Genomic DNA, 19,394 nt, shown 5'->3' on the forward strand with positions numbered 1-19,394 from the left:
CTCTCTTCCCTCGTGCGGCCCGCTGCGGCATCCTGCGCCCATGCAGACGGAGCTGAGCAACGCGCTGGGAGTCGAGCACGCCGTCTTCGGGTTCACGCCGTTCCCCGCGGTGGCCGCCGCGATCACCCGGGCCGGCGGGTTCGGGGTGCTCGGCGCGGTCCGCTACACCGCACCCGGTGAACTGGCCCGCGACCTGGACTGGATGCAGGAGCACACCGACGGACTGCCGTACGGCCTCGACGTGGTGATGCCCGCCAAGAAGGTCGAGGCCCCGAACGGCCAGACACTGAGCGAGGACGACGTCGAGGCGATGATCCCGCAGGAGCACCGCGCGTACGTCGCGGCGCTCCTGGACACGTACGACGTGCCGCCGCTCGCCCCCGGCGAGGCGTCCGGCTGGCGGATCACCGGCTGGATGGAGCAGGTCGCCCGCACCCAGCTCGACGTCGCCTTCGACTACCCCGTCAAACTGCTCGCCAACGCCCTCGGCTCCCCGCCCGCCGACGTCGTCGAGCGCGCCCACCGGCACGGCGTCCGGGTCGCCGCCCTGGCCGGCAGCCCGCGCCACGCGCTGCACCACAAGGCCGCCGGGATCGACGTCGTCGTGGCCCAGGGCTACGAGGCCGGCGGCCACACCGGGGAGATCGCCACCATGGTGCTCACCCCGGAAGTGGTGGCCGCCGTCGATCCGCTGCCGGTGCTCGCCGCCGGCGGGATCGGCACCGGCGAGCAGATCGCCGCCGGACTCGCCCTGGGCGCCCAGGGCGTCTGGCTCGGCTCGATCTGGCTCACCACCGAGGAGGCCGATCTGCACTCCCGGCGACTGACCGCGAAGCTGCTCGCCGCCGGCCCCGGCGACACCGTCCGCTCCCGCGCCCTGACCGGCAAGCCCGCCCGCCAGCTGCGCACCGCCTGGACCGACGCCTGGGACGACCCGGACGGCCCCGGCGCCCTCCCGATGCCGCTCCAGGGGCTGCTGGTCGCCGAGGCCAACTCCCGCATCCAGCGCCATGAGGTCGAGCCGCTGCTGGGCACCCCGGTCGGCCAGATCGTCGGCCGGATGACCAGCGAGCGCAGCGTCCAGGCGGTGTTCGACGACCTCACCCGCGGCTTCGAGCGGGCCATCGACCGCATCAACCGCATCGCCGGACGCGCCTGATCCACCGATCCGCCGTCAGGCGATCCGACGATCCACCGATCCGCCGATTCGTCACTGCCCGAGGAGGACCCGACCATGACCGACACCCCCAACGGCTTCTGGGCGCAGGCCACCGCCGACCCCGGCCGGACGGTCCTGATCGCGCCGGACGGCGAGGAGTGGACCGCCGGCCGCCTGCACGCCGCCGCCAACCGGCTGGTCCACGGGCTGCGCGCGGCCGGCCTGGAGCGCGGCGACGCCTTCGCCGTGGTCCTCCCCAACGGCGTGGAGTTCTTCACCGCCTACCTCGCCGCCTCCCAGGCCGGCTTCTACCTCGTCCCGGTCAACCACCACCTGGTCGGCCCGGAGATCGCCTGGATCGTGGCCGACTCCGGCGCCAAGGTGCTGATCGCCCACGAGCGGTTCGGCGACGCGGCCCGGCAGGCGGCCGACGAGGCGGGCCTGGCGGCCGGGCGGCGCTACGCCGTCGGCGCCGTCCCCGGCTTCCGCCCGTACGCCCGACTCCTGGACGGCGAGCCCGAGTCCGCGCCCGCCGACCGGACCCTGGGCTGGGTGATGAACTACACCTCCGGCACCACCGGTCGCCCCCGCGGCATCCGCCGCCCGCTGCCCGGCAAGCCCCCCGAGGAAACCTTCCTCGGCGGCTTCCTCGGCATCTTCGGCATCCGGCCGTTCGACGACAACGTCCACCTGGTCTGCTCGCCGCTCTACCACACCGCCGTCCTGCAATTCGCCGGCGCCTCCCTGCACATCGGGCACCGCGTCGTCCTCATGGACAAGTGGACGCCGAAGGAGATGCTGCGCCTGATGGCCCGGCACCGCTGCACCCACACCCATATGGTCCCCACCCAGTTCCACCGTCTCCTCGCGCTCCCCGAGGAGGTCCGCCGCGGCTACGACGTCTCGTCGATGCGGCATGCCATCCACGGCGCCGCGCCCTGCCCCGACCACGTCAAACGCGCCATGATCGACTGGTGGGGCGGCTGCGTCGAGGAGTACTACGCGGCCAGTGAGGGCGGCGGCGCCTTCGCCACCGCAGAGGACTGGCTGAAGAAGCCCGGCACGGTCGGCCGGGCCTGGCCGATCAGCGAGCTCGCGGTCTTCGACGACGACGGCAACCGGCTGCCGGCCGGTCAACTCGGCACCGTCTACATGAAGATGACCACCGGCGGCTTCACGTACCACAAGGACGAGGGCAAGACGCGGAAGAACCGCATCGGCGACTTCTTCACCGTCGGCGACCTGGGCTACCTCGACGAGGACGGCTACCTCTTCCTCCGCGACCGCAAGATCGACATGATCATCTCCGGCGGGGTGAACATCTACCCCGCCGAGATCGAGTCGGCGCTCCTGGCCCATCCGGCCGTCGCCGACGCCGCCGCCTTCGGCATCCCGCACGACGACTGGGGCGAGGAGGTCAAGGCGGTCGTCGAGCCCGCCGAAGGCCACCTGCCCGGCCCGGAGTTGGCCGCCGAGATCCTCGACCACTGCGCCCGCCGACTGGCCGGCTACAAGCGCCCCCGCTCCGTCGACTTCACCGCCGCCCTGCCCCGCGACCCCAACGGCAAGCTCTACAAGCGACGGCTGCGCGACCCGTACTGGGAGGGCCGGGAGCGCGCCGTGTGAACCGACGGCCGCACCGCACGCCCCACCCCCGAGGCGACGCGAGCCGCTCCGGCCGCAACGGCTAGGGCCTGTCCGATGGGTCATGGCCGGGTCCGCCGACCCTGACCCATCGGACAGGCCCTAACCTGGACCCCTGACACGGCTCGTGCCGAGGAAACTCATCGGAGTGCGCACACGGTCCTCAGGGGGAAGTCGAACAGGTGGAACAACCGGCGGAAGACCTCGGGGACGAGCTGCGGCAGCTGTACCGCGCGGCCGGAAGTCCGGCCGTGGACAAGCTCGTCGAGCTGTCCCAGGGGCAGCTGCCGGTCAGCCAGTGGCCGACCCCGTCGGCCGTCCACGGCTGGTTCCACGCCGGCGCGGTGCCCGCCTCGTGCGCCGTCCTGCTGGCCTTCGTCGAACTGCTGGACGGCTTCGCCCGACAGGCCAGCGACGGTGCCCATCTGCCGCGCTCCGCCCAGTGGTGGGAGCTGCTGTGGTACCGCACCAAGCGGCCACCGGCGGACGCCCCGGCCACGGGGACGGGGGGCGGCAACCTCGTCGAGGGACACGCCCGCCTCCTCGGCCCCACGGTGCAGGCCGGGGCCATCAACGGCGGTGTGCACGTCCATCCGCCGGCCGACCCGGGCGGCGCGCCGCCCCCGTCGCAGCCCCCCGGCGTACCGTCGCAACGGGACCCCCGGGTCGTCATCCGGGTACAACGGGGCACCGAGACCATCGAGTTCTACGACGAGGGGCTGGCGCGCATCTGGATCACCGCGGTACTCGACCAGCGGCATGCCGAAGACGGGAAGCGCAACGATGAGCACTGACCACGGGGTCGATCCGGCGACGGCACTGCGGGCCGCGGAGATCCTGGAATCCCCGCGCCGGCTGCACCGGGGGCTGGAGGAGACGGACGACGCCATCGCCACCCTGGACAAGGTGCTCACCGCCACCCCTCCGGGACCGCTGCGCATCACCATCCTGTCCAACCTGGGCCTGATCCGGATGGTCCGCTTCCAACTCACCTCCTCCGTAGCCGATCTGGACGCCGCCATCCACTGCTTCCGGGAGGCGCAGACGGCACACACCGCCCAACTGCCCGAGGGCAGCCACCCCGAGCTGACCGCCACCATCCCCAACCTGATCGGCGCCCTGCACGCCCGGGCCGAGTACACCGGCAACTGGGACGACCTCGACGAGGCGATCGTCCTGGGGCGCGAGGCGGCGGTCCGCATCCCGCCCGGTCTGCCCCAGCGCTCCGCCGCCCTCGCCAGCCTCAGCAGCGCCCTGCGCATCCGCTACGAGCGCGCCGGCTACGAAGGCGACCTGACGGAGGCCATCGACCTGGGCCGGCAGGCCAGCGCGGACCTGCCCGCGGACCACCCGCGGCAGGGCGCGGTGCTCTCCAACCTCGGCAGTTCCCTGCTGGCGGCGGGGCTGTCCGCGGACGCCGTGCGCGCGTACGAGCAGGCGGTCGAACGGTTCGCGGCGGCGGGCAACCGGCACGGCCGGGCCCGCACGCTCACCAACCTCGCCGGGGCGCTGGCCCAGGACGGCCGGATCGAGCGGGCGCTGGCGGCGTCCTGGCAGGCCCTGGCCGAGTTCCGGACCCTCGGCGACGCGTCCGGCGAGGCCCGGGTGAAGAAGAACGTCGCCTCCTCCCTCGCCGTGTGGGAGGAGTCCGCCGGGCAGGACGCGCACCGCACCCGGGAGGTGTACGCGCACGCCCTCGCGGACTGCGTGCGGGTCCTGGGGGCGGACGACGCCACCACCCGGGCCCTGACGGACCGGCTCGCCGTCCTGCGGCACGGCGCGGCACCCGCCGACGACGTGCCGTGACCCGCCCCCGTCCCGTACCTTGACCGGCCCCCGGGCGCACCGCAGGATCGCCGCATGACGGATGCGACGGACGCGCCCGGAGCGCGCGGCAACACGGTCGACGGGGTCCTGCGGCGCAGCGCGCGCCGGGTGCCGGAGCGGACCGCGATCAGGTACGCGGGGCGGAGCTGGAGCTACCGCGCACTGGACGACGCGGTGACCGCCGCCGCGCGGGTGTTGCGCTCCGAGGGACTGCGCCCCGGCGACCGGGTGGCGTCCTACGGGCACAACTCCGACGCCTATCTGATCGGCTTCCTGGCCTGCGCCCGCGCCGGGCTGGTGCACGTACCGGTCAACCACGGCCTCACCGGCGAGGAACTGGCGTACCTCCTGGACCAGTCCGGCAGCGCCCTGGTGCTCACGGACGTCGCGCTGGCGTCCCGGTTGCCGGCCGGGACCCGGGCCGTCCCCCTGCACGGCGCGCCCGACGGGCTGCTGGAGCGGCTGGCGGAGCGGCCGGCGGAGGACGGGGCGGCCGGCGCCGGTGCGCTGCCCGAGGCGTCCGAGGACACCCTGGTCCAGCTGCTCTACACCTCGGGCACCACCGCGCTCCCCAAGGGCGCGATGATGACCCACCGGGCGCTGGTGCACGAGTACACCAGCGCCATCGTCGCCCTCGACCTCAAGGAGAGCGACCGCCCCGTCCACTCGCTGCCGCTCTACCACTCCGCGCAGATGCACGTCTTCCTGCTGCCCTATCTGGCGGTGGGGGCGGAGAACATCCTCCTGGACGGGCCCGATCCGGAGCGGATCTTCGCGCTGGTGGAAGCGGGCGAGGCGGACAGCCTGTTCGCCCCGCCCACGGTGTGGATCGCGTTGGCCCACCACACCGGTTTCGACACCCGGGACCTCGGCGGGCTGCGCAAGGCGTACTACGGCGCCTCGATCATGCCGGTGCCCGTACTGGAACGGCTGCGCGCCCGGCTGCCGCACCTCGCCTTCTACAACTGCTTCGGCCAGAGCGAGATCGGCCCGCTGGCCACCGTCCTGGGCCCGGACGAGCACGAGGGCCGGATGGAGTCCTGCGGCCGTCCGGTGCTGTTCGTCGAGGCCCGGGTGGTCGACGAGGACGGCCGGGAGGTGCCGGACGGCACCCGCGGCGAGATCGTCTACCGCTCGCCGCAGCTGTGCACCGGCTACTGGGACAAGCCGGGCGAGACCGCGGAGGCGTTCCGGGACGGCTGGTTCCACTCGGGGGACCTGGCCGTCCGGGACGCGGCGGGCTATTTCACGGTGGTGGACCGGGTCAAGGACGTCATCAACTCCGGTGGCGTCCTGGTCGCCTCGCGCCAGGTGGAGGACGTGCTCTACGCACATCCGCAGGTCGCCGAGGTCGCGGTCATCGGGCTGCCGGACGAGCGGTGGATCGAGGCGGTGACCGCGGTGGTGGTCCGGCGGACCGACGGCACGGAGGAGAACGGCGTGGTCGGGGAGGCGGAGCTGATCGCGGCGGCGCGGGCCCGGCTGGCGCCGTTCAAGGTGCCCAAGCGGGTGGAGTTCGTGGACGCGCTGCCGCGCAACGCCTCCGGCAAGGTCCTCAAGCGTGCGCTGCGCGAGCGGTTCGACACCCGCCGGGCGGCGCGCTGAGGGCGGCTGTCAGTGCCCGCTGCCATGCTGGGAATCGGTACTGACCAGCGCGTGATGGGAGTTCCTCTGATGCTGACGACCCACTTCGTCCCGGGCTCGCCGAACTGGCTCGACCTCGGCGCGCCCGACGTCGACGCCGCCGCGGCCTTCTACTCCGCGGTGTTCGGCTGGACCTTCCAGTCGGCCGGCCCGGAGAGCGGCGGCTACGGCTTCTTCCAGCTCGACGGCAGAACGGTCGGCGCGGTCGGTCCGCTGACGGAGGAGGGCGCGAGCCCGTCCTGGACGCCGTACTTCCACACCGCGGACGCGGACGCCACCTGCAAGGCGGTGGAGCAGGCCGGCGGCCGGGTCCGGGTCGCGCCGATGGACGTCTTCACCGCCGGCCGGCTGGCCATGCTCACCGATCCGACCGGCGCCGACTTCGCCGTCTGGCAGCCCGGCGAGGTCAAGGGCCTGGAGGCGGTGATGGAGCCCGACACCCTGTGTTGGACGGAGCTCTACACCACCGACGCCGCCGCGGCCAAGGAGTTCTACGGCTCGGTGTTCTCATGGACCTACCAGGACATGCCGATGGGCGGCGGCCCCGTCTACAGCATCGCCTCCGCCCCCGGCGCCGGACAGGGCGAGGACACCGCGCACGGCGGCATCATGCAGCTCCCGCAGGAGAATCTGGACGCCGGCTCGACGCCCGAGTGGCACCCGTACTTCGGCGTGACCGACTGCGACGCCACCTTCAACGCCGCCGTCCAGCACGGCGGCACGCCGCTCATCGCCCCGATGGACGTGCCCGGCGTCGGCCGGCTGGCGATGCTGATGGATCCGGCGGGCGCCCCCTTCGCGCTGATCAAGGGGGACCCGTCGATGACCTGACGTCACCCGCTCCGGCGCGCGTCCACGATGCGCTTGAACTTCCCGACCGAGCGCTCCAGCGTCTCCGGATCGACGATCTCGACGGCGACCGTGACGCCGATGCCGTCCTTCACGCCGCGGGCGATCCGGTCGGCGGCGGCCGTCCGGTCGTCCGCCGTGGCGCCCGGCCGGGCCTCGGCGCGGACGGTCAGCTCGTCCAGCCGGCCCTCGCGGGTCAGCCGGAGCTGGAAGTGCGGGGCGACCCCCGGGGTGCGCAGCACGATCTCCTCGATCTGCGCCGGGAAGAGATTGACCCCGCGCAGGATGATCATGTCGTCGCTGCGCCCGGTGACCTTCTCCATGCGGCGGAAGGCCGGGCGGGCGGTGCCGGGCAGCAGTCGGGTCAGATCCCGGGTGCGGTAGCGGATGACCGGCATCGCCTCCCTGGTCAGGGAGGTGAGGACCAGTTCGCCGTGCTCGCCGTCCGGCAGCACCTCCCCGGTGATCGGATCGACCACCTCGGGATAGAAGTGGTCCTCCCAGATGTGCGGTCCGTCCTTGGTCTCCACGCACTCCTGTGCCACGCCGGGGCCCATCACCTCCGACAGGCCGTAGATGTCGACGGCGTCGATGGCGAACCGCTCCTCGATCTCCCGGCGCATCTCCTGGGTCCAGGGCTCGGCACCGAAGATGCCGACCTTCAGCGAGGTCGAACGGGGGTCCACGCCCTGCCGCTCGAACTCGTCGAGCAGGGTGAGCATGTAGGACGGCGTGACCATGATGATCTCGGGGCGGAAGTCCTGGATGAGCCGCACCTGACGGCTGGTCATCCCGCCGGACGCCGGTACGACCGTGCAGCCGAGCCGCTCCGCGCCGTAGTGCGCCCCGAGTCCGCCGGTGAACAGCCCGTAGCCGTAGGCGATGTGGACGGTGTGCCCCGGTCGGCCGCCCGCCGCGCGGATCGAACGGGCCACCAGGTCCGCCCAGTCCGAGAGGTCCCGCTCGGTGTAGCCCACGACCGTCGGCCGCCCGGTGGTGCCGCTGGAGGCGTGCAGCCGCCGCACCCGCTCCTTGGGGACGGCGAACATCCCGAACGGGTAGTGCGCCCGCAGATCGTCCTTGACGGTGAACGGGAAGCGGGCCAGGTCCGCCGTCGAGCGGCAGTCCTCGGGCCGCACCCCCGCCCGGTCGAACGCCTCGCGGTAGAAGGGGACGTGTTCGTAGGCGTGCCGCAACGTGGTCTGTAGCCGGGTGACTTGGAGCGTGTGCAGGGCGTCCGTCGAGAGCCGCTCCGCGTCGTCGCACCAGTCGGTCCCGCAGGTCCCGAGGTTCGCCCCGCTGTCCGTCGCCGTCTCCGGCATGGATCTCACCGCCTCGTCTCCCTACCGATCATTCGGTAGCTGCGTGCGGGTCCAAGTAATCAGCGCGCGGCGAACACGTCAAGGGGCGTGCCGAGGAAGGCCCACGGGTAGCGTCGGGCGCATGGGTGACATACGGAAGGTGCAGGTGGGCGACGTCCGGCTGGCATACCGCGGGTGGGGCGCGGCGGACGCGCCGCCGGCGGTCCTGCTGCACTGCCTCGGGGAGGACGGCGAGGACTGGCGCGGCGTGGTCGGGCGACTGGCCACCACGCACCGGGTCCTCGCCCTCGACCAGCGCGGACACGGCCGCAGCGACTGGCCGGGGGAGTACGGCTTCGAGCGCTGGCGGGACGACGCGATCGGCTTCGTCGAGACGCTCGGCCTCGGCCCCGCCACCCTCATCGGCCACTCCGCGGGAGCCACCGCCGCCCTCCTGCTGGCCGCCCACCGCCCGGACCTGGTCTCCCGCCTGATCCTGGAGGAGCCCGCCCCGCCGGTCCCGGCCGACCCGCCGCAGGAGGTCCCCGAGCCGCCGCCGGGCCCGCCGACGTTCGACTGGCAGGCCAAGATCGCCGTGGTGGCCGAACGGAACGCCCCCGCCCCGCACTGGCGCGACGGCCTGCCCGCCGTCACCGCTCCCACCCTCGTCATCGCCGGCGGCCCCACCAGCCACATCCCCCAGCACCATCTCGCCGAACTGGCCCGCGCCATCCCCGACGCCCGCCTGGTCACCATCGAGGACGCCGGCCACCTCGTCCACGAGGAGCGGCCGGCCGCGTACCTGGCGGCGGTCACGTCGTTCCTGGCGGGCGGCCGGTGAGAGCCCGGCGGGGCGGCGCACGGCGCCTGGCGCGGCGGCCGGGGCGGCCGTAGGCTCCCGGCATCCGCACCCCCCCGTGGCCCGCGCGCCGTTCGCCGGGCCGCGGTTCCGAGAAAGGCTCGATGTGCAGGTGACCACCTCGATACGCCGTGCGCTGCTCGCCGGGACCGCCGCGGCCGTGCTGTTCGCCGGGGCCGGGAGCGCCGTCGCGGCGCCGGCCGCCGGGGCCGCGCGACCGGTGAGCGCGCCGGTCGGCGCCGCACCCGCGCCGATCGGGCAACTCCGGCCGCTGGTCGCGCTCTCCGCCGAGCGGCTGGCCGCCGCCGATCTGGTGGCCGCCGCCAAGTGGGGCACCGGCAGCCCGATCGACGACCCGGCGCGGGAGCGGGAGGTGCTGGACGCGGTGGCGGCCCTGGCCCGCCGGCTGGGTGCCGACCCGGCCGCGACCGTGCGGATCTTCCGGGACCAGATCGAGGCGAGCAAGGTCGTCCAGCGCGGCCTGTACCGCCGCTGGACCGCCGACCCGGCGCAGGCACCCACCACCCGGCCGGACCTCGCGCGGATCCGCACGGAGATCAACCGCATCAACGGGGAGTTGGTGCGGGCCGTCGCCGCGTCCCCGCGGGCCCGCACGGCGCCCGGCTGCGCGCCGCGGCTGGCGCTGTCCGCGCTGTGGGTGGGCCACGAGCGCCGGCTGGACGCGCTGCACGCGGCGGGGCTGGCCCGATCGCTGCGCTCGGTCTGCGGAGGCTGGGGCGCTTCTGGCGGAGATCCGTCGGAAAGCGCCCTGGGGTCTGTCCGATGGGCCGTGTCCGCACAGTGGACGCGACCCGGGGTCCGCGACGTTGCGCCCGCCGCCCGGCCGGTCGCTCACGCCTCCCGTTCGCCCGCCGCCACCGCCTTCGCCCAGCGGTAGTCCGCCTTGCCGCTGGGTGACCGCTGGATGCGGTCGGCGAAGACGACCTGGCGCGGCACCTTGTAGCCGGCCAGCCGGGTCCGGCAGTGCGTCTGGAGGGCGGTGAGGTCCAACGGGTCGGCGCCTGGCCGGAGTTGGACGACGGCGGCGACCCGGTTGCCCCAGCGGTCGTCCGGGACGCCGGCCACCAGCGCGTCGTAGACGTCCGGATGCGCCTTGAGGGCCTGCTCGACCTCCTCCGGATAGATCTTCTCCCCGCCGGAGTTGATGCACTGCGAGCCCCGGCCGAGCACGGTGACCACGCCGTCGGCGCCGACGGTGGCCATGTCGCCGAGCAGCACCCACCGGTCGCCGTCGGCCTCGAAGAACGTCTCGGCGGTCTTGGCCGGGTCGTTGTGGTAGCCGAGCGGGACGTGGCCGCGCAGCGCGAGCCGGCCCGGTTCGCCTACCGCGGAGCGCCGGTGGGTGGCCGGGTCCACCACGGCCATCCGGGAGTTGACGTTCAGGCGGAAGCCCTTGTCCGGGCCGGAGTCGTCGGTGGCGGTGCCGTTGAATCCGGACTCCGAGGAGCCGAAGTTGTTCAGCAGTAACGCGTTCGGCACCAGCGCGGCGAACTGGGCGCGGACCGTGTCGGAGAGGATCGCCCCGGAGCTGCTGACGCTGAACAGGGACGAGCAGTCGGTCCCCTTGAGCGGCCCGGCGAGCGCGTCCACCAGCGGTCGCAGCATCGCGTCGCCGACCAGGGAGACGCTGGTGACCCGCTCCCGCTCGATGGTGCGCAACACCTCCTCCGGCACGAACTTGCGGTGGACGACGACCTTCTGGCCGAAGTGGAAGGCGATGAACGCGGTGAGCGTCGAGGTGCCGTGCATCAGCGGCGGCGTCGGGAAGAAGACCAGGCCCTCGCCGCCGGCCGCCACCCGCTCGGCCAGTTCCTGCGGGCGGCCGACCGGCTCCCCGGTCGGCGCGCCACCGCCCATCCCGGAGAAGAAGATGTCCTCGTGGCGCCAGACGACGCCCTTGGGCATCCCGGTGGTCCCGCCGGTGTAGATGACGATCCGGTCGTCGGCGGAGCGCGGTCCGAAGCCGCGGGCGGGGGAGCCGGCCCCCATGGCCTGCGCCAGCGGCACCGGCGCGATCGAGGGCTCGGCGGCCCCCGCGGGCGGGGCACCGACCCGCACCAGGTGCAGCAGTCCCGGCGCCCGCGGCAGCGCCCCGGCGACCCGCTCGGTGAACTCCCCGTCGAAGACCAGTGCCACCAGCTCGGCGTCGCGGTAGAGGTAGGCCAACTCCTCCTCGACGTACCGGTAGTTGACGTTGACCGGGACGGCGCGGATCTTCAGGCACGCGTAGGCGGTCTGGAGGTACTCGACGCCGTTGTAGAGGTGCAGGCCGACGTGGTCGCCGGGGCCGACGCCCTGGTCGGCGAGGTGGTGGGCCAGGCGGTTGGCGGCCCGGTCCAGCTCCGCGTAGGTCAGTCGCCGCTCGGCGCCGGTGCCCGGATGGTCGAGGTGCACCAGCGCCTCGCGGTCGGGGACGGTGTCGACGATCGACTCGAAGAGGTCGGCGAGGTTGTACTCCATGGCTCCTCCAGACCGGGCGGGCGTCGGCTCGGCGGTCATTAGAGCGCCGCGGCGGAGCGCAGGGAAGGGCCGGGGCCAAGAAAACTGACTGGTCGTCAGAAAAGCCTTGAACTCGCCGTGCGGCTACTGCAACCTGTTCTACGTCGTGAGACGGGAGGACGGAATGGGCGGGACCGAACACGCCGCGACCGCACCGGCTCGGCCGGAGGACGCGGGCACCGAACACCTCACCGTGACGCGCAGCGGCGCGACACTGGTGCTCACCCTCGACCGGCCGGAGGCGAAGAACGCGCTGTCCCTGCCGATGCTCGTCGGCCTCCATGACGGCTGGCTCGCCGCCGACGCCGACGACGGCATCCGGTCGATCGTGCTGACCGGCGCCGGCGGCTCCTTCTGCGCCGGCATGGACCTCAAGGCGCTGGCCGGCGGCGGGATGACCGGCGAGGCGTACCGGGAACGGCTGCGCGCCGACCCCGACCTGCACTGGAAGGCGATGCTGCGCCACCACCGCCCGCGCAAACCGGTGATCGCCGCCGTCGAGGGCCACTGCGTCGCCGGCGGCACCGAGATCCTCCAGGGCACCGACATCCGGGTCGCCGGCGAGGGCGCCACCTTCGGGCTCTACGAGGTCCGGCGCGGCCTGTTCCCCATCGGCGGCTCCACCGTCCGCCTGCCCCGGCAGATCCCCCGCACCCACGCCCTGGAGATGCTGCTCACCGGCCGCCCCTACCCGGCGCCCGAGGCCGCCCGGATCGGCCTGATCGGCCACGTCGTCCCCGACGGCACCGCACTGGAGAAGGCCCTGGAGATCGCCGAACGGATCAACGCCTGCGGCCCGCTCGCCGTCGAGGCGGTCAAGGCGTCCGTCTACGAGACCGCGGAACTGACCGAGGCCGACGGGCTGGCCGCCGAACTCGCCCGCGGCTGGCCGATCTTCGACACCGCCGACGCCAAGGAGGGCTCCCGCGCCTTCGCCGAGAAGCGGCCACCGGTCTTCCGGCGCGCCTGATCCCACCCGACCGAGGAGTCCGCCATGTCAGAGGTCCTCACCGCACCGCTCGTCGTGGAATTCCCCTTCACCCGCTCGCTCGGGCCGGTCCAGGGCGCCTTCCTCACCGGACTGCGCGAACGCACCGTCCTCGGGATCCGGGCCCGCGACGGCCGGGTGGTGGTGCCGCCCGTCGAGTACGACCCGGTCACCGCCGACGAACTGCGCGACCTGGTCGAGGTCGCGCCGACCGGCACCGTCACCACCTGGGCCTGGAACCCCTCCCCGCGCCGCGGACAGCCGCTGGCCACCCCCTTCGCCTGGGTCCTGGTCCGGCTCGACGGCGCCGACACCGCCCTGCTGCACGCCCTCGACGCGCCCGCCCCGGAGGCCGTGCGCACCGGGATGCGGGTCCGGATCCGCTGGGCCGTCGAACGCACCGGCGCCATCACCGACATCGCCTGCTTCGAGCCCGCCGACGGCGAGGCGGCCGAGCACCACGTCACGCCGCACAGCGGTGAGTTCGCCGATCCCGTCACCGGTATCACCGCCCCGGCCCGGCTCGACTACACCTACGCGCCCGGCGGCGCCCAGTCCCGCTACATCCAGGCGCTCGCCGAACGGAAGACCGTCGGCGAACGCTGCCCGTCCTGCCGCAAGGTGTACGTGCCGCCCCGCGGCGCCTGCCCCACCTGCGGCGTGGCGACCGGCGAGCAGGTCGAGGTCGGCCCCCGCGGCACCGTCACCACCTTCTGCATCGTCAACATCAAGGCCCGCAACCTCGACATCGAGGTGCCCTACGTCTACGCCCACATCGCCCTGGACGGCGCCGACCTGGCGCTGCACGCCCGGATCGGCGGCATCCCCTACGACCAGGTGCGGATGGGGCTGCGCGTCGAACCCGTATGGACCGCGGGCGCACTCCCCCATAGCCCTCAAGGCATGGGAGGTGCCCCCATCCCCGACCACTACCGCCCCACCGGCGAGCCCGACGCCGACTACGACAGCTACAAGGAGCTGATCTGATGTCCGAGCCAGTGCGCGGCCCGGTGCGCGAGGTCGCCGTCGTCGCCTTCGGGCAGAGCGAGCACGTCCCGGACAGCGCGGAGACCTCCGAGGTCGAGATGCTGATGCCCGTCCTGCACGACGTGCTCGCGCAGACCGGCCGCAAGGCCCGGGACATCGACTTCACCTGCTCCGGCTCCTCCGACTACCTCGCCGGCCGGGCCTTCTCCTTCACCATGGCCCTGGACGGCGTCGGGGCCTGGCCGCCGATCGCCGAGTCCCACGTCGAGATGGACGGCGCCTGGGCGCTCTACGAAGCCTGGGTCAAGATCCTCACCGGCGAGGCCGACACCGCGCTGGTCTACGCCTACGGCAAGTCCTCGCCCGGCGACCTGCGCGAGGTCCTCACCCGCCAGCTCGACCCGTACTACGTCGCCCCGCTCTGGCCCGACTCGGTGGCGCTCGCCGCCCTCCAGGCCCAGGCCCTGATCGACAGCGGGATCACCGACGCCCGCGAACTGGCCGGGATCGGCGCGCGCAGCCGCGGCGGCGCGGACGCCGACCCCGGCCGGCGGATCGTCGGACCGCTGCGCACCGGCGACTGCCCGCCGGTCGTGGACGGCGCCGCCGCGGTGATCCTCGCCGCCGGCGACACCGCCCGCCGCCTGGTCGACCGCCCCGCCTGGATCCGCGGCATCGACCACCGCATCGAGGCGCACAGCCTGGGCGTCCGCGACCTGACCGACTCGCCGTCCACCCGGCTCGCCGCCGAACGCGCCGGGGCCTTCGAGGCACCGGTGGACACCGCGGAGCTGCACGCCCCGTTCACCTCCCAGGAGGTCGTGCTGCGCCGCGCGCTGCGCCTCGACGCCCCCGGCGGCACCGTCCGCGTCAACCCGTCCGGCGGCGCGTTGGCCGCCAACCCCGTGATGGCGGCCGGACTGATCCGCCTCGGGGAGGCCGCCGCCGCCATCCACCGCGGCGCCTCCGACCGCGCCCTGGCGCACGCCACCTCGGGGCCGTGCCTGCAGCAGAACCTGGTCGCCGTCCTGGAGGGGGAGCGATGAGCAACGCAGCGACCGCGAAGGAGCCGGTGGCCGTCGTCGGCGTCGGCCAGACCAAGCACGTCGCCGCCCGGCGCGACGTCTCGATCGCCGGACTCGTCCGGGAGGCCGCCCAACGCGCCCTGGAGGACGCCGAGTCGACCTGGGCGGAGATCGACGCCGTGGTGATCGGCAAGGCCCCCGACTTCTTCGAGGGGGTGATGATGCCCGAGCTGTACCTCGCCGACGCGCTCGGCGCCGTCGGCAAACCGATGCTCCGGGTGCACACCGCCGGCTCGGTCGGCGGCTCCACCGCCCTGGTCGCCGCCAACCTCGTCGCCGCCCGGGTGCACCGCACGGTCCTCACCCTCGCCTTCGAGAAGCAGTCCGAATCCAACGCGATGTGGGGGCTGTCCCTGCCGATCCCGTTCCAGCAGCCGCTGCTGGCCGGCGCCGGCGGGTTCTTCGCCCCGCACGTCCGCGCCTACATGCGACGCACCGGGGCCCCCGACACCATCGGCTCCCTGGTCGCCTACAAGGACCGCCGCAACGCCCTGAAGAACCCCTACGCCCATCTCCACGAGCACGATCTGACCCTGGAGAAGGTCCAGTCCTCACCGATGCTCTGGGACCCGATCCGCTACTCCGAGACCTGCCCGTCCTCCGACGGCGCCTGCGCCATGGTCCTCACCGACCGGTCCGGCGCGGCCCGCGCCCCGCGCCCGCCGGCCTGGGTCCACGGCGGGGCGATGCGCAGCGAACCGACCCTCTTCGCCGGCAAGGACTTCGTCTCCCCGCAGGCCGGCAAGGACTGTGCGGCGGACGTCTACCGGCAGGCCGGCATCACCGATCCGCGCCGCCAGATCGACGCCGTCGAGATGTACGTCCCGTTCTCCTGGTACGAGCCGATGTGGCTGGAGAACCTGGGCTTCGCCGCGGAGGGCGAGGGCTGGAAGCTCACCGAGTCCGGCGCCACCGCACTCGACGGCGACCTGCCCGTCAACCCCTCCGGCGGGGTGCTCTCCACCAACCCCATCGGCGCCTCCGGAATGATCCGCTTCGCCGAGGCCGCCCTCCAGGTCCGCGGCCAGGCCGGCGAGCACCAGGTGGACGGCGCCCGGCGGGCGTTGGGGCACGCCTACGGCGGCGGCGCACAGTTCTTCTCGATGTGGCTGGTGGGCGCCGAGGCCCCGGTCGGCTGACGGTCCCACGGCGGCCGGACGTCCCCTGTCCGTCCCAGGGCCCAGTCGTTACCCTGGCCACCGACGACGACCGGGAGGAGTGGTTACGTGGCCGACACCATCACCGACCAGCGGCTCGCGGGCGGGCCCAGGCCCGCACTCGACCTCACCCACGCGGAGTGGCAGACGAGCACGCGGGGCGTGGGGGGAGACGTCCAGATCGCCTTCGTCGAGGGCTATGTCGCGATGCGCAACGGCCGCAGCCCGGAGATCCCGGCGTTGATCTTCACCCCCGCGGAGTGGCGCGGCTTCGTCCTCGGCGCCCGTGCGGGCGAATTCGACCTGACCTGATCCCGGCAGGTCCGACCCGGGCAGGTCCGATCGGACCGCCACTGGTGCGTGATGACCGAGGCCGGCCCCGCCCGACGGCGCGGGCCGGCCCGTCATGTGAGCACCACGCACCCCCGCTCCCGCAGCGCCCGGACCGGCGCCGCCGCGTCGTCCACCGCGTTCCAGCGCAGGTCCAGCTTCTCCAGGGACGGCAGCCCGTCGATCCACGGCGGCAGCGCGTCGATCCGATTGCCGCGCAGGTCCAGCCGCCGCAGCAGGGGCAGTCCGCGCAGCGCCCCGGGGACGTGCGGCAGCGCGTTGTCGCGCAGCTCCAGCTCGCGCAGCGCGCCGAGCCCGGCGACCCCGTCCGGCAGCCCGGTCAGCGCATTGCCGCCCAGCCACAGCTCACGGAGTCCGCGCAGCCGTCCCACCGACTCCGGAAGGGCCGCCAACCCCGCCCGCTGCACCCGGAGTTCGACCAATCCGGCCATCGCGCCGATCCCCTCCGGCAGTCGCCCGAGCGGATTGTCGCCGGCGTTGAGATAGCCCAGCCGGTTCAGCCGGCACAGCGCGTCCGGCAGGGCGGTGAGGCGGTTGTCGTGGACGTAGAGGAAGCGGGTCAGGCCGGCGGCCAGCGAGCCGATCTCCTCGGGCAGTTCGGTGAGCGCGTTGTGCCCGAGGTCGAGGGTGTGCAGGCGGCGCAGCCGGCCGAGGCCGGAAGGGAGCCGGGTGAGGCGGTTGTCGGCCAGGATCAGGACCTCGCAGTCGTGGTGCCGCCACACCTCCTCCGGTACCGAACCCAGGCCCGCCCGCCAGTAGTTGAGGTGCCCCGGAGCGGGCCGCGGCGTCAGGGCCACGGCCGCAGTTCCGGCAGCGGACCGGCGACGCCCGCCCGCAGGCACCCGAGCGGGGTGTGCGGGGCGCGGCCGGCCAACCAGGCCGCGAGCGCGGTGAGCGGACCGCGCACGGTCACCACCGGCGCGTCGGCGGGACCGTACCGGAGCGCCGCCGCCTCGCCCGCCGGTTCCAGCACCAGTCGGACGCCCTCGGGTGCCCGGGGCGCCAGATGGCCCAGGAGGTGGTGGCACAGCTCCGGCGGCCACTGGTCCGTCCCCTGCCCCAGGTCGGCGTCCGACGTGTGGATCACCAGCTCCCGCCACCAGGCCAGCAGTGCGTCGCGCAGCGTGCCGTCGCGGTAGCGCACCGGGCGGGACCAGTCGTCCGGACCGACCGCCGCCCAGGCCGCGGACGCCTCCGCCAGCGCGTCGCCGACCGCCGTCCGCAGCGCCGCGGCATCGCGCCGGGCGCCCTCCTCGATGGCGGCGGTGCGGGCCGGGAACCCGCCGTCGTACGGCTCGATCAGCTCTCCGCGCAGGGCGTAGCGGGCCTGGCGGGCCATCGCCCGGCCGATGCCCTCGATGTGCGCGAGGACATGGGCCCTGGACCAGTCCGGCAGGGCGCTGGGTCCGCGCACCGCGGCGTCGGTGAGCCCGAGCAGCAGGGCGCGCAGCCGGGCGTGCCCGGCTTCCACGGCGTCCCGTACGGCCTCGGCGGAAAGGGGTGCGCTCGCCGGTGTGCCGGCGGCGTGGTGGGTCATGGCCACAGCAGCTCCTTCGTCCATGCGGTCCCGGTACGGCGGTACGCCGGCCGGGTGCGGTCGCGGTCCTCGGCGCCCTGCCGGAACCCCGCAGGCTCCGCCCGGAGGGCGCGCGGCGTCCGATCCGGCAGCCCGCCGTCCCCGAACGCCGGCGGATCGCACAGCAGTTGACGGATGTCGGCCATGCTTCCCCCCTCGGGTGTTAATGGTTGAGCGAGACCGTACCATTAGCGTCATGGACGCAACACGGCTCGCCCTGGATCTCGCCGTCACCATCCGCCACGACGGAAACGGCGGCGTCGCCGACGACCTGGCCGACACCGCCGGGCTCGCGGCCTGGACGGCCGACCGGGCCGCCGCCCTGGACTGCGCCGAGGACGGCCCGCCCCCGGCGGACGAGGCGCTGCTCACCGCGGTACGGGAGCTGCGGGCCGCGGTCCGCTCGCTGTTCGCCCGCGCCGTCCGCCCCGGCCCGCCCAGCTCCGCCGACGCCCACCGGCTGCTCCCGGAGGACGAGGCGCTCGCCCGACTGAACGCCGCCGCCGCCCGGGTCCCGACCGCCCCCCGACTCGTCTGGGAACCCGGCGCACCCCCCGTCCTGCGCGACCTCCCGGCCGGTGCCCCGCCCGCCGCCGACCGGCTCACCGCCGCACTGGCCCGGGCCGCACTCGCCTTCCTCGCCGGCCCGGACCGCGCCCTGCTGCGGGCCTGCCCGGCCCCGCGCTGCGTGCGCTACTTCGTCAAGGACCACGCCCGCCAGGAGTGGTGCAAACCCTCCTGCGGCAACCGCGCCAGGGTCGCCCGCCACCACGAGCGGCGCCGGCGGAGCGGGGACGAATGAGAGCGCGCCACGGGGGTGCGCCGGGGGCGGGCGCCCGCACGGTGCGCCGGGCCGGGCCACGTACGATGGCGGCATGTCCTTCCTCCGCCGCCGCAGCGCCACTCCCGCCGGTCCAGACTTCGACGTACTCGCCATGGACCCGGGAGACTGGCCCGGCAATCTCGGGGCCGGGCTGCTGCCCGCGCCCGACGGGAGCTGCCAGGGCGTGTTCCTGCGCTACGACCTGTTCGGCGGCCGCGGCCCGGCGATGATCATCGGCAATCTGCCGGAGGGCTCCCCGGCCCGCGAGGTCGAGGAGGGACAGGTGCCCTTCGAGGTCGCCCAACTGCTCGCGGCGCTCGGCAACGACGAGCCGGTGACGGTCGTCGAGACCGAGGACACCCCCGTGATGCACCAGGACAACCTCCTGATCGTCAAGCGGATCAAGTGCTCCGAGGGCCGCATCTCCTGCGTGCAGTTCGACCGGAACGACGGGGTGCTGGTCACCATCGCCAGTTGGGACCGCCCGATCACCGACGACCTCTACGCCCTGCTCAAGCCGCTGCCCGCGGAGCTCTTCCAGCAGGGCTGACCCGGCGGCGGACCGGCGGCGCACGCGACGCGCCCGGTGGGGCCCCAGGGCCACCACCGGGCGCGTCGCGTTCC

Annotated in this window: 19 protein-coding genes and 1 pseudogene; 15 read left to right on the forward strand and 5 right to left on the reverse strand. The window is 74.1% G+C overall.

The annotated features are described in order from the left end of the window. Window positions 1-40 precede the first annotated feature (40 nt). The 6 genes from SNOUR_RS32760 (at window position 41) to SNOUR_RS32785 (ending at window position 7,105) form a co-directional block, all read left to right on the forward strand. Window positions 41-1,159, forward strand: a complete 1,119-nt coding sequence (locus SNOUR_RS32760) for an NAD(P)H-dependent flavin oxidoreductase (protein ID WP_067354285.1) — start codon at window positions 41-43, stop codon at window positions 1,157-1,159. A gap of 75 nt (window positions 1,160-1,234) precedes the next feature. Then, the gene (locus tag SNOUR_RS32765; protein WP_067354288.1) at window positions 1,235-2,785 is read left to right on the forward strand and encodes an acyl-CoA synthetase; all 1,551 of its coding nucleotides are present in this window, start codon (window positions 1,235-1,237) and stop codon (window positions 2,783-2,785) included. Window positions 2,786-2,985: 200 nt separating this feature from the next. Further along, window positions 2,986-3,597 (forward strand): hypothetical protein, encoded by a 612-nt coding sequence (locus SNOUR_RS32770; protein WP_067354290.1) that lies wholly within the window; start codon window positions 2,986-2,988, stop codon window positions 3,595-3,597. After that, entirely contained in the window at window positions 3,587-4,609 is a 1,023-nt protein-coding gene (locus SNOUR_RS32775) for a tetratricopeptide repeat protein (RefSeq protein WP_067354292.1), read from the forward strand. Before SNOUR_RS32770 ends, SNOUR_RS32775 begins: the two co-directional genes overlap by 11 nt. A 54-nt stretch (window positions 4,610-4,663) precedes the next feature. Continuing rightward, entirely contained in the window at window positions 4,664-6,235 is a 1,572-nt protein-coding gene (locus SNOUR_RS32780; protein WP_067354295.1) for a fatty acyl-CoA synthetase, read from the forward strand. A gap of 69 nt (window positions 6,236-6,304) precedes the next feature. Then, on the forward strand, window positions 6,305-7,105 hold the full coding sequence (locus SNOUR_RS32785) for a VOC family protein (protein ID WP_067354296.1): 801 nt from the start codon (window positions 6,305-6,307) through the stop codon (window positions 7,103-7,105). 2 nt (window positions 7,106-7,107) lie between these two features. Here SNOUR_RS32785 and paaK read toward each other — a convergent pair whose 3' ends face one another. Next, window positions 7,108-8,445 carry a phenylacetate--CoA ligase PaaK gene (gene paaK / locus SNOUR_RS32790; RefSeq protein WP_067354299.1) on the reverse strand — a complete coding sequence of 446 codons (1,338 nt, stop codon included), beginning with the start codon at window positions 8,443-8,445 and terminating at the stop codon, window positions 7,108-7,110. A gap of 121 nt (window positions 8,446-8,566) precedes the next feature. On the opposite strand from paaK, the gene SNOUR_RS32795 reads away from it, so the two are divergent. Together SNOUR_RS32795 and SNOUR_RS32800 are read left to right on the forward strand one after the other, a co-directional pair. Further along, window positions 8,567-9,265, forward strand: a complete 699-nt coding sequence (locus SNOUR_RS32795; RefSeq protein WP_067354302.1) for an alpha/beta fold hydrolase — start codon at window positions 8,567-8,569, stop codon at window positions 9,263-9,265. A 124-nt stretch (window positions 9,266-9,389) separates the two neighbouring features. Further along, window positions 9,390-10,016, forward strand: a pseudogene (locus SNOUR_RS32800) (chorismate mutase); the annotation flags it as partial. A 119-nt stretch (window positions 10,017-10,135) separates the two neighbouring features. Here SNOUR_RS32800 and SNOUR_RS32805 read toward each other — a convergent pair. Next, on the reverse strand, window positions 10,136-11,764 hold the full coding sequence (locus tag SNOUR_RS32805; protein WP_067354303.1) for an acyl-CoA synthetase: 1,629 nt from the start codon (window positions 11,762-11,764) through the stop codon (window positions 10,136-10,138). A 163-nt stretch (window positions 11,765-11,927) separates the two neighbouring features. Between SNOUR_RS32805 and SNOUR_RS32810 the strand changes: the two genes are divergently transcribed. The 5 genes from SNOUR_RS32810 (at window position 11,928) to SNOUR_RS32830 (ending at window position 16,332) form a co-directional block, all read left to right on the forward strand. Continuing rightward, complete coding sequence (locus tag SNOUR_RS32810; protein WP_067354306.1) at window positions 11,928-12,773, forward strand: crotonase/enoyl-CoA hydratase family protein; 846 nt, start codon at window positions 11,928-11,930, stop codon at window positions 12,771-12,773. A 24-nt stretch (window positions 12,774-12,797) separates the two neighbouring features. Continuing rightward, window positions 12,798-13,778, forward strand: a complete 981-nt coding sequence (locus tag SNOUR_RS32815; protein ID WP_067354307.1) for a Zn-ribbon domain-containing OB-fold protein — start codon at window positions 12,798-12,800, stop codon at window positions 13,776-13,778. Beyond that, a complete protein-coding gene (locus SNOUR_RS32820; protein ID WP_067354310.1) occupies window positions 13,778-14,824 on the forward strand; it encodes a thiolase family protein in 1,047 nt (348 codons plus the stop codon). Before SNOUR_RS32815 ends, SNOUR_RS32820 begins: the two co-directional genes overlap by 1 nt. Continuing rightward, complete coding sequence (locus SNOUR_RS32825; RefSeq protein WP_067354312.1) at window positions 14,821-16,002, forward strand: thiolase family protein; 1,182 nt, start codon at window positions 14,821-14,823, stop codon at window positions 16,000-16,002. Before SNOUR_RS32820 ends, SNOUR_RS32825 begins: the two co-directional genes overlap by 4 nt. A gap of 87 nt (window positions 16,003-16,089) precedes the next feature. Further along, window positions 16,090-16,332, forward strand: a complete 243-nt coding sequence (locus SNOUR_RS32830) for a DUF397 domain-containing protein (protein WP_039638223.1) — start codon at window positions 16,090-16,092, stop codon at window positions 16,330-16,332. Window positions 16,333-16,424: 92 nt separating this feature from the next. Here SNOUR_RS32830 and SNOUR_RS32835 read toward each other — a convergent pair whose 3' ends face one another. Genes SNOUR_RS32835 through SNOUR_RS32845 form a run of 3 tightly spaced genes read right to left on the reverse strand, consistent with a single transcriptional unit; the run spans window position 16,425 to window position 18,093 of the window. Continuing rightward, window positions 16,425-17,168 carry a leucine-rich repeat domain-containing protein gene (locus SNOUR_RS32835; protein WP_067354315.1) on the reverse strand — a complete coding sequence of 248 codons (744 nt, stop codon included), beginning with the start codon at window positions 17,166-17,168 and terminating at the stop codon, window positions 16,425-16,427. Continuing rightward, complete coding sequence (locus SNOUR_RS32840) at window positions 17,159-17,908, reverse strand: maleylpyruvate isomerase family mycothiol-dependent enzyme (protein WP_067358976.1); 750 nt, start codon at window positions 17,906-17,908, stop codon at window positions 17,159-17,161. The genes SNOUR_RS32835 and SNOUR_RS32840 overlap by 10 nt, the downstream gene beginning before the upstream one ends. Then, on the reverse strand, window positions 17,905-18,093 hold the full coding sequence (locus SNOUR_RS32845; protein ID WP_067354318.1) for a hypothetical protein: 189 nt from the start codon (window positions 18,091-18,093) through the stop codon (window positions 17,905-17,907). The genes SNOUR_RS32840 and SNOUR_RS32845 overlap by 4 nt, the downstream gene beginning before the upstream one ends. A gap of 50 nt (window positions 18,094-18,143) precedes the next feature. On the opposite strand from SNOUR_RS32845, the gene SNOUR_RS32850 reads away from it, so the two are divergent. Together SNOUR_RS32850 and SNOUR_RS32855 are read left to right on the forward strand one after the other, a co-directional pair. Further along, window positions 18,144-18,749 (forward strand): ABATE domain-containing protein, encoded by a 606-nt coding sequence (locus SNOUR_RS32850; protein ID WP_067354319.1) that lies wholly within the window; start codon window positions 18,144-18,146, stop codon window positions 18,747-18,749. 73 nt (window positions 18,750-18,822) lie between these two features. Further along, entirely contained in the window at window positions 18,823-19,320 is a 498-nt protein-coding gene (locus SNOUR_RS32855; RefSeq protein ID WP_067354322.1) for a hypothetical protein, read from the forward strand. The last annotated feature ends 74 nt before the right edge of the window (window positions 19,321-19,394 follow it).

The organism is Streptomyces noursei ATCC 11455, from assembly GCF_001704275.1.
GTDB lineage: Bacteria > Actinomycetota > Actinomycetes > Streptomycetales > Streptomycetaceae > Streptomyces > Streptomyces noursei.